Annotated in this window: 8 protein-coding genes and 1 rRNA gene; 1 reads left to right on the forward strand and 8 read right to left on the reverse strand. The window is 38.9% G+C overall.

The window, feature by feature from the left end:
• Positions 1–167: 167 nt before the first annotated feature.
• Positions 168–1,577, forward strand: coding sequence for a Gfo/Idh/MocA family protein (locus ESA94_RS07485; RefSeq protein WP_129130202.1), 1,410 nt, complete (start codon positions 168–170; stop codon positions 1,575–1,577).
• Between the two features lie 721 nt (positions 1,578–2,298).
• Here the strand turns inward: ESA94_RS07485 and ESA94_RS07490 are convergent.
• The 8 genes from ESA94_RS07490 to rrf all read right to left on the reverse strand — a co-directional run bounded on the left by ESA94_RS07490 (position 2,299) and on the right by rrf (position 9,375).
• A complete protein-coding gene (locus ESA94_RS07490; RefSeq protein WP_129130203.1) occupies positions 2,299–3,666 on the reverse strand; it encodes a 3-keto-disaccharide hydrolase in 1,368 nt (455 codons plus the stop codon).
• 135 nt (positions 3,667–3,801) lie between these two features.
• The gene (locus tag ESA94_RS07495; RefSeq protein ID WP_129130204.1) at positions 3,802–4,797 is read right to left on the reverse strand and encodes an FAD:protein FMN transferase; all 996 of its coding nucleotides are present in this window, start codon (positions 4,795–4,797) and stop codon (positions 3,802–3,804) included.
• A gap of 117 nt (positions 4,798–4,914) precedes the next feature.
• A complete protein-coding gene (locus ESA94_RS07500; RefSeq protein WP_129130205.1) occupies positions 4,915–5,778 on the reverse strand; it encodes an amidohydrolase family protein in 864 nt (287 codons plus the stop codon).
• A gap of 7 nt (positions 5,779–5,785) precedes the next feature.
• Entirely contained in the window at positions 5,786–6,862 is a 1,077-nt protein-coding gene (locus ESA94_RS07505) for an alpha/beta hydrolase-fold protein (RefSeq protein WP_129130206.1), read from the reverse strand.
• Between the two features lie 18 nt (positions 6,863–6,880).
• Entirely contained in the window at positions 6,881–7,615 is a 735-nt protein-coding gene (locus ESA94_RS07510) for a hypothetical protein (RefSeq protein ID WP_240671006.1), read from the reverse strand.
• A gap of 8 nt (positions 7,616–7,623) precedes the next feature.
• On the reverse strand, positions 7,624–8,397 hold the full coding sequence (locus ESA94_RS07515) for a PIG-L family deacetylase (RefSeq protein ID WP_129130207.1): 774 nt from the start codon (positions 8,395–8,397) through the stop codon (positions 7,624–7,626).
• A gap of 88 nt (positions 8,398–8,485) precedes the next feature.
• Complete coding sequence (locus ESA94_RS07520; protein ID WP_129130208.1) at positions 8,486–9,130, reverse strand: DUF2306 domain-containing protein; 645 nt, start codon at positions 9,128–9,130, stop codon at positions 8,486–8,488.
• 133 nt (positions 9,131–9,263) lie between these two features.
• Positions 9,264–9,375: ribosomal RNA gene (gene rrf, locus ESA94_RS07525) — 5S ribosomal RNA — on the reverse strand.
• Positions 9,376–9,515 lie beyond the last annotated feature (140 nt).

Genomic DNA, 9,515 nt, shown 5'->3' on the forward strand with positions numbered 1-9,515 from the left:
CGCCGGGCAAGCAGCAAATTTACGTAAAGACGAATGAACAGCAGGTTATCCTTTACAGCAACGGTAAAAACTACGGGCAACCGATTGCCTGTTAGTATTTCACAACTGCATTAATACTTATCTTTAAACACTTCAAATTCTTGTCATAACAAAAACAATCGAAACGCATGTCCGGCAATAATTATTCAAGAAGAAAATTCTTACAACAAGCTTTACTTGCCTCTGCTGCAGCTGCAGCACCCGGCTTATTAATGGGTAGAGGTTTTCGTGCAGACAAAGTAAACCTTGCCGTTATCGGCATTGGTAACCGTGGTGCGGAAATCATCCAGGAATTGTATAAAACAGGGCTCGCAAATATTGTAGCGCTTTGCGATGTGGATATGGAAGCACCGCATACACAAAACATCATTAAACAATTTCCGAATGTGCCCCGCTTTAAAGATTTCAGACAAATGTTTGATAAGATGGGTAACCAGATCGAAGCGGTTTCAATTGGCGTTCCCGACTTTGCACACTTTCCTATTACGATGATGGCAATCGGTTTGGGCAAACATGTATATGTTGAAAAACCAATGGCCCGTACATTCCAGGAAGTAGAGTTGATGATGAAAGCTGCTGCAAAAAATCCGAAAGTGATAACGCAGATGGGCAACCAAGGACATTCGGAAGCAAACTATTTCCAATTTAAAGCATGGAAAGAAGCAGGCATTATTAAAGACGTAACTGCTATTACTGCACATATGAATTCTGCACGCCGCTGGCATGGTTGGAATCCAAAGATTACATCGTTTCCAGCAGCAGAACCCATTCCGTCAACACTTGATTGGGATGTTTGGCAAATGCAGACAGATGGCCATACTTACAATAAAGATTTTGTGAACGGACAATGGCGTTGCTGGTTCGATTTTGGTATGGGTGCATTGGGCGATTGGGGTGCACATATCCTCGATACTGCACATGAGTTTCTTGATCTTGGATTACCGTACGAAGTTGATCCGTTGAAATTATCAGGACATAATAATTTCTTCTACCCCATGTCAACCACACTTTCGTTTAAATTTCCAAAGCGTGGCAATATGCCACCGGTAGAAATAAAATGGTATGATGGTATTGATAACCTGCCTCCTATTCCTGAAGGTTATGGTGTGCAGGGATTAGATCCAAGCATTCCACCACCAAGCACAGGTGCAATGCAACCTGCCAAACTGAATCCCGGTAAAATTATTTACAGCAAGGATCTTACGTTCAAAGGCGGTTCGCATGCAAGTACACTATCCATCATTCCTGAAGCGAAAGCAAAAGACATGGCTTCGAAGTTGCCGGAAGTTCCGAAGAGTCCATCCAATCACTTCGCCAACTTTTTAAAAGCATGTAAGGGTGAAGAAAAAACCCGTTCATCTTTTGCAATTGCAGGTCCATTAAGTCAGGTGTTCTGCCTCGGTGTACTGGCACAGTGGACAGGTGAGAAAATTGTATTCGACCGCAACAAGAAAATTGTAACCAGCAGCAAGCGTGCAAACGAATTACTCATTGGCCCACCACCAAGAAAAGGTTGGGAGCAGTATTATAAAGTGTAATCGTTGGTGAGACGAATAAAAATAAAGAAGAAGCCAACTGAAATCAGTTGGCTTCTTCTTTTTCAATTGTTACTTTTTATATATCTTAAGTTTTTAAGATCCCATTATATGGAATGGATAACTATACATAAAGACCATGAGTCATTAAAAAAGGATTTTATCAACCATCTTTATTGCCGATAGAAAAAAGAACTATCCAGTAGTAAAACAATTTGGATTATTACCGCACTCCTTTTAATTATAGCCATCCACCTGTCACTGTATTTAAGAAGTTATGGTTTAAAAGACTTGATATTTTCTTCTCCAATTACGATAAGTATTCTATACTATCCGGCTGCTTTTATTTTTCAAAGAATCAAATTAAAACGTTGGCTGAAAAGATTAAACGATGAAACATCTGAAACTTATTTATTCAAATTTGACGAGAATGGATATTCATACAAAACAGAAAAATATACAACTGAATTAAAATGGAATTACTTTGAAAACTATGAGTACAAACAAAAGGAAAAAATAATTTATCTCTACGTTAAAAACAAAAGACTGGCAGATATAATGACCGGCAGATTATTAAAGGATGGCAATTTTGAAAAAATATTAGTCCTTATTCAATCGAATGTTACTCCCAGGTACGACTAAGAATCATACATAAATAAAGAAGCCAACTGATGACAGTTGGCTTCTTTATTTAAAGACGAACACACTCATCATTCACTACTCATCACTTCATCTCCCTTATCTTAATACTCTTAAACCAAACTTCATTACCATGATCCTGCAACAAAATATGTCCCTTTGCAGCTTCGCCAAAGTTGGGCCATACTTTGTATTTGCTGATGGCAACCAGGTCACGGAAAGCCTGCGAACCACGATCGTATTCCAATACTTTAATACCATTTAAGTAATGCTCTACATGATTGTTGGGATAAACAACAATGCGTGCTGTATTCCAGTTGCCGGGCTGGCGAATAAAACGAGTAGTCTTTTGTGCTTTGATGAGATCGTAAAGAGAAGCTAATGTGCGGTTACCATCACGACCCAATTTTGCATCGGGATGTAAAGTATCATCAAGCAATTGATATTCTAAACCAATAGCAGAACCACTGCTTTGTTCGTTAAGCGTTACAAAATATTTCAAACCACTGTTAGCGCCTTTGGTCAACATGAAATTAAACGAAAGCTCAAATGCACTATACTGATCTTTTGTAACAATATCACCGCCATTGGTTGATTCGCCACCTGTTGAGGGCAACACTTTCAAAATTCCATCTTTTACTTCCCATCCTTTTTCAGGGAAAATATTTTTATGTGCGCCCACCCATCCGTTGGTTGTTTTACCGTCAAACAATAATTTCCAGCCATTTTGCTTTTCGTAAGGAGTAAGAAAATTTGGCTGCAGATTGGCTACATAAATTCCTTTGGGGAAAGCTTTTGGTTGAATGCCTTTTGTTTGGATGCGGATGTTTCTCCAATACACTTTTACTCCCGCATGTTCAGGTTTGCCAATGGAGTGTACCTGCAAAGCAAGAATGCCTTCATTTGCAGTTAACGTATCAACCACGTACGAAACGGCAACACCATCTAACCATGTCTTTACTGTATTGCCAATACACTCGATACGGATCTTGTGATAAACATCAGGTGAAAAGAATAACTGTCCTTTCGGATTATACGATGCAGGATATAACCATTCTCGTCTTCCTTCATCATAAATGCCACCACTCCATTTACGGGAAGTAGGATCGAAATCGAATTGGTAACCGTAAATACGTCCTTTGCCGTTGTTCGCTTTGGGATCGAAATTACTTTTAAACTGCACACCAGAATTGGTTGTTGTATCCGTCATCATCGACTCCAGCTCCAATACAAAATCACCAGTGAATCTTTGCTCACTAACTAAAAAAGAATTGGGCGAGCCGGGAACTGTTGTTCCTACAATTTGTCCGTTCTCAACTGCATATGGTGCAGAACCGGTCATTTGTTTCCATCCGTTGAGCGTTTTGCCATCAAATAATGTTTGCCAGTTACTGCTCTGCGAAAAAGCTGTAGCTGTAATAGCCACTAAAGCGATCGTTAAAAACTGTTTCATGTGATAATTTGTTAATTGTTTTAAGCCACATAGTATAACCATAAAAATTATCATCGCTGTAGCAATAAATTTTATGGTTATTTCATAATTGTTTGCTGTGTATCGTAATTGAATGTTTAAAAGAAGAGGTCTAAGTTACGGATTCAACAGTTTTAAAAAGGCCGAACTTGCTGTATCTGCTATCCTTCCATTGGCATTCTTATAAACAAAATATGCAGCAAGATCCTTTCGTCTCTCTACAAATGCCAACGCCTGTTTCAGTCCCATTAACATTAATGCATTGTCATATGCATCAGCAGTCATTGCATCTTTTGCATAAACCGTTACGCTGATGAGTTCATTCTTTTGCGGATATCCTGTTTTAGGATTGATGATGTGTGTAATCTTTTGCCCCTTTGTTTCGTGGTAACGGCGATAGCTGCCCGAAGTTGTTATTGCACCTGCATCCATGCTTAGTATTTTTTGTAATGGATGTTCATCAAACGCACCCAATGCCGGCGATTCAATACCAATCTTCATTTGCTCATTTGTTGGTTGTTTTCTTCCTTTCACGCTTATTTCGCCGCCAATTTCAACAAGATAATTGCTGATATTTTTAGATTCAAGAAAAGCAGCCAGTACATCAACCGAATATCCCTGTGCAATACCATTAAGATCGATCTTTACACAAGGCTTTTTCTTGTACAGGTAATTCCCTTTCAATTGCAGCCATTTACTGTTTACACAAGATTGTAAGGAACGTACTGTTGCTGAATCGGGAATTGTATTCATTTTCTTTACTGCAAAGCCCCAGGCTTCCACTAATGGAAATACAGTTGCATCAAACAATCCGTTTGTTTTTTTATAGGTTGAAATCGATGCTCTTACTACATGCAGTAAATGTTCATCGAGTAACAAACCCTTTGTTGAATTATTGAATTGATTGATGAGTGAGTTGGGTTGATACAACGAAAGCGATTGATCGAGTACTTTTAATACACTGTCGATCTGTTGCTGGGTAGCTAAACTGTCTTTTGCGTAATACAATACCGAATAGGTTGTGCCTTGTGCCCGGCCCGAAATGCTGTAACGCTTCCATTCATCTTTTGATGGATAGATTGCAAGCAGCAAAAAGCCAATGAGAATGCGCATGTAACAAATGTACAAAAGCTCATCTGCTGAATTTGTTTTGTGCGCAAACGTTTTCCTGCATAATCAAAAAAAGCACGCTCATTTTATAAAGTCGCAGTTGCAGAATTTTGCATGAAATTATTTAACTGTAAAAAAAGCTGTTGCATTCAGATGGAATATTTTTTCTTTCTGCTGCGCCGAAAGAAAATCTAATGTCTGTACTGATGTTATAGTGGTCTTAATATCGGCATTATCAGAACCAAATAGCAGCCTGTCTTCCAAGCGGGCATCTATGAATTCTTTCATAACAGCAGCAAACGCTTCAGGAGGAATAATGTTTGGATTGTTTAATACAGAGATATCGGTATATAATCCGGGGTGTTCTTTCATCATCGTTAGACATTCTTTTACAAACGGCCCACCAGCATGCATCAGCCACACACGAAGTTTTGGAAATTTTGCCAGTGTGTTTTTTAAAAGCAAAGGGTTGCCCATTTCTTCTTTAAAATTCGGACAACCGTGATTGGGCCCTGCCGAACCTGTATGTATACCAACGGGTAAATTATATTTTTCTGCCAATGCGTAATAAGGATCCATCATCGTATCGGACATGCTTACTCCATGGTATTGTGTCAGCACTTCTCCAATAAAATCAATTTTCCTTTCTTTTATCTGCTGTTCCACCCAGCTTATCTCCGGCCACTCTTTTCCATCTGCAAAACATAGTTGCTTGCTGTAAGGCACTTTCCCATTGGGGCATGGAACAAACAATCCATGCAATACAGTTAGCTTATCGCTGGTTTTGTATTGTTGTTGCTCTGTCCATGATGTACTTACGGCTACAGCATAAACATCATTTGCGGATAAATTGCTCAATTGTTTTTCGGGAGCCGGATCGCCATGCAGATGAACATCAAACACTTTTCTTTTTTCATTTTTTTTACAGCCCGTTGTTGAACAAGTGATGAGAATGATGAATGCTGAAAACAGAAACTTGATCATACTTCAATTATTTGCTTAAATACTTTTCAAAAAATGGCAACAACTCTGTAAAAATTCTTCCTTCAAAACCATCCAGCATATTTCCATGATCTCCAATATATTCCTCAGCGAAATGTTTAATACCTAACGCTTCTAATTTTTTACTGAATTCCATATTGGTACGGGGAATATGTTTAAACTCTTCATTGCGTCCCCAATCTATTTTCAAGGCAGTTAAACTTTTTAATTCTTCAACATGGTCATCTATCATGTTGATCGGAAAATTTGCTTCCCATTTTTTTAAAACCGTTGTATTCACGATCATTTTGTCCTTAATATATTTTATTGGTTGATCGGCCTGCAGCAACGGATCATTTATATTAGGAGAATACATGCGACAAAGACTTGCATAGATCATTTCAAAAAAAGGAAATTTATCAAAATCAAAATAAGGCACAGCCGTTCGCAACGAATCCATATTCTTTTGCTCCGTTACTTTTTTAAATGAAGGATGCGCCAAACGAAATTCCTCTGATAAATGTAACGCTCCCGGGCTCATGGCATAGACAGCACTGAATTTATCTGCAAACAGCATCGCTATTTTCAACGCACCATTACCGCCCATTGAATGCCCCGCCAGTCCACGACTGTTGCGATGAGGAATAGTGCGGTAATTTTTATCCATATATTCCACTGCATCTTTTCCAATAAAATCGGCCCAGTTGCCTGCAACAGATGAATTGGTATAAAAGCTTCCATAATATTTTGTCATGCTGTTTGGCATAACTAAAATGAGTGGGCGAAGTTGACCGGCTTTAATAGCAGAGTCGATCAGGTTCTTAAACCCGATCCACTCAAACATATCCTTATCATCTATTGCAAACCCATGCAGAAAGTAGATAACCGGGTATCTTGTCTTTGATTTTTCATATCCGGGTGGCAAGTAAATAGTTAATCTGCGGTTCGGATCTTCATCACCTTTATTTCCCTGAATAGAAGGCGCAAGAAATGTTTTGAATTCTACTTTGCTGGTATCCTGGCAAATGCATTTGTAATTGATAAATAATAACAACAAAACAATACCTGTTCTTTTTATCGATTTCATTGCTTCGTATTTAAAAGATTATCCTTTGATAATGCTTGTTAAGAATGATTGTACAGCAGTCGATCGTCCTATTGGTTCCAAAACAAAATTGAACAGATTAACAACAAGCGCCAGCCACGTGGCCGGATGTTTTAGTTTGCCATACTTCCATGCACCTGCTAACAATAAGACAATGATGATTGCCTCTGCAATATAAAGGCCTGGCATGATTGAAACGTTTGGCCATTTCTCAATATTCATACCTATATAAACATTTTGCACTCCTCTTCCCAATGCAGGCATCATAATAATAAATACGGTTGATATTAACCACCAGGCATGATCCTCTAATTGCTTACGGTGAATGATACTCTTGATGACGGCAAAGCCAAACGCCGTCATCATTATAATTTCTACAGCAGCAACGCCATAAAAAAACCAGGGTTCAAAAGCGCCAAAGCGTTCACGTTGGGTCAACGACAACTCAGCAGAATGAATATCACGATGCATCATACTCAATGCGGTTAAACATACTGCTCCGGCAATGAACATTCCAATAATACCGTTGGTGCGATGCTTCGCTAATTGACCATGTGTAGCATAGTAAGGTTGAATGATGAGGTAGATATACCAGATTGTTCCTGTCCAGTAATGTACATGTACGCTCCATGCATTTTCACTGAAATCTCCCCAGTAATCCCGAAAGATGCCAAATTGCATAAAGAGCATGGGAACGATCATCCATAAATAAAGTGTTTTGTATTTCGCCATCATTGTACTGTTTAGTTAAAATCATTTTTTAATCCAACCGCCACAACAAATTTTCTAAAGTGAATCACATTGGTTGTATCTGCCAGTTTTTTATCTCTGTCTTCTTTGAGCTCGTCTGGTAAATACTGTGTACGATAGCAAGGCATTATGCTCAATGCTTTGTCTTCCTGCGCTTGTGTGTATGCTATTTGTACGTTCATGTATTTGGCATGTACATAACTTAAATCAAATGCTTCACCTTGTTTTTTTGTCCATGCTACAAAATACAGTGGATATTTTTCCACCCACCCTTCTGCCAGCAAAGTTTCAGTAACCGCACCGCTGCATACACTGTGTTCAGAATGATGGGTATCACCATCAGGCCCAAAGCTGATGATAAGATCAGGATTGATTTGAGGAATAAGTTTTTTCAATTCAGTTAAAAACCTTTTGTATTCCCCGAAAAACTTTCCGACGCCGATGCGTGTATCTAATCGGTCGATGCCCACGAAAATCGGTTCTTCTATTCCCATGATCTTTGCTGCACAGCGGGTTTCATCTTTGCGAAGATTACCCAACGAGTCGCCTGCCGGAATTTTTGTTACTCTTGTTCCATCTTTGCCGTCCGTTGCAATAATAAGTTGCACCTTGTAACCCATTTCCCTGTACTTAATCAATACTTCTGCAATGGCAGATTCATCATCAGGATGCGGGAAGATGGCTAGCAATGTTTTTTGCGTTTGCACAGGTTGTACATTTGGTGCACCAACCGAAATCAAAAGCATTATAGAAATAAGATAGCGCATCTCTTATGTTTTATATTGTTTAACCAATACACACCACCTTCTTCAGAAAAATCTATTCCTTCCTGATTATACTCGGAATAGATTTCTATCATATACTCTTTCTATTTCCGTGCGGAAATGTTTGAGGTATCCAAACAATAAAGATTTCTGCAATAATCAATGGTACAAACGACCAGAAATATTCCTGCACTACACGGGAATAAAGCGGATCAGCAACTTTTCCGAATAAAAAATCAAGTGAAAACAAATCATTAAACCTTACCATAACAAATGCAAGCACACAGATGTAGCTACGTATCATCATTTGCCGGTGCACTTTGGTATTTCCTGCTTTAATAGCTCGCCATGCGAACCACGTTGATACAACAACAAATAGCGTAAGCAGAAACAAAGAGATGCGACAAGGCACACAACTGCTGATTAAAGAAAGCCTTCCGGCAGATATGCCGATCAATAATATTCCAAACATATACACCTTACCGGATGTTCGATGGAACTGAACAAACCTTTTTCGTATAAACGGCCAAAACTGGAAAGGGCCAAGTAATAAAGCAAATGTTCCGCCCACCATATGCATAACAACCCACAGTTGGTTTTGAAACAAACTGATTCCAAACAACCTGCTCCTGTAACCATAGAAGTAGGCGATTACATTATCGAAGAAAAAATAAAGAGAGAGCAAAAGTATCATCGCCCACAGGAACACAAGCGATGCTGATCGGAGCAAATGCATAAGCAGAATGGTTGGTGCTTAGAAATATACATCACAAACCTTGCAGCTGCAAGAGTTTACTCATCTGCGCTTTGTCAATACTCAATTAGGGGCATAAAAAACCCCTTCAGTAAACTGAAGGGGTTTGTAATAAATATGGCAGCTACCTACTCTCCCGCATTGTAGTGCAGTACCATCGGCCATAAGGGGCTTAACTTCTCTGTTCGGTATGGGAAGAGGTGAACACCCTTGGAAAAACCACCATAAATCGTTGCTCATTTTATCTCTCAAAAATGGAGAGGTTAGATGAGATAATAAGATCATATTGGGAAAAGTTGTAATTGCAGTTAACGATTAAAAAAAATTAAAGCTTACGGGTAATTAGTACTACTCGACTTTACTGTTA

Origin of the sequence: Lacibacter luteus (assembly GCF_004118265.1) — a bacterium.
Classification (GTDB): domain Bacteria; phylum Bacteroidota; class Bacteroidia; order Chitinophagales; family Chitinophagaceae; genus Lacibacter; species Lacibacter luteus.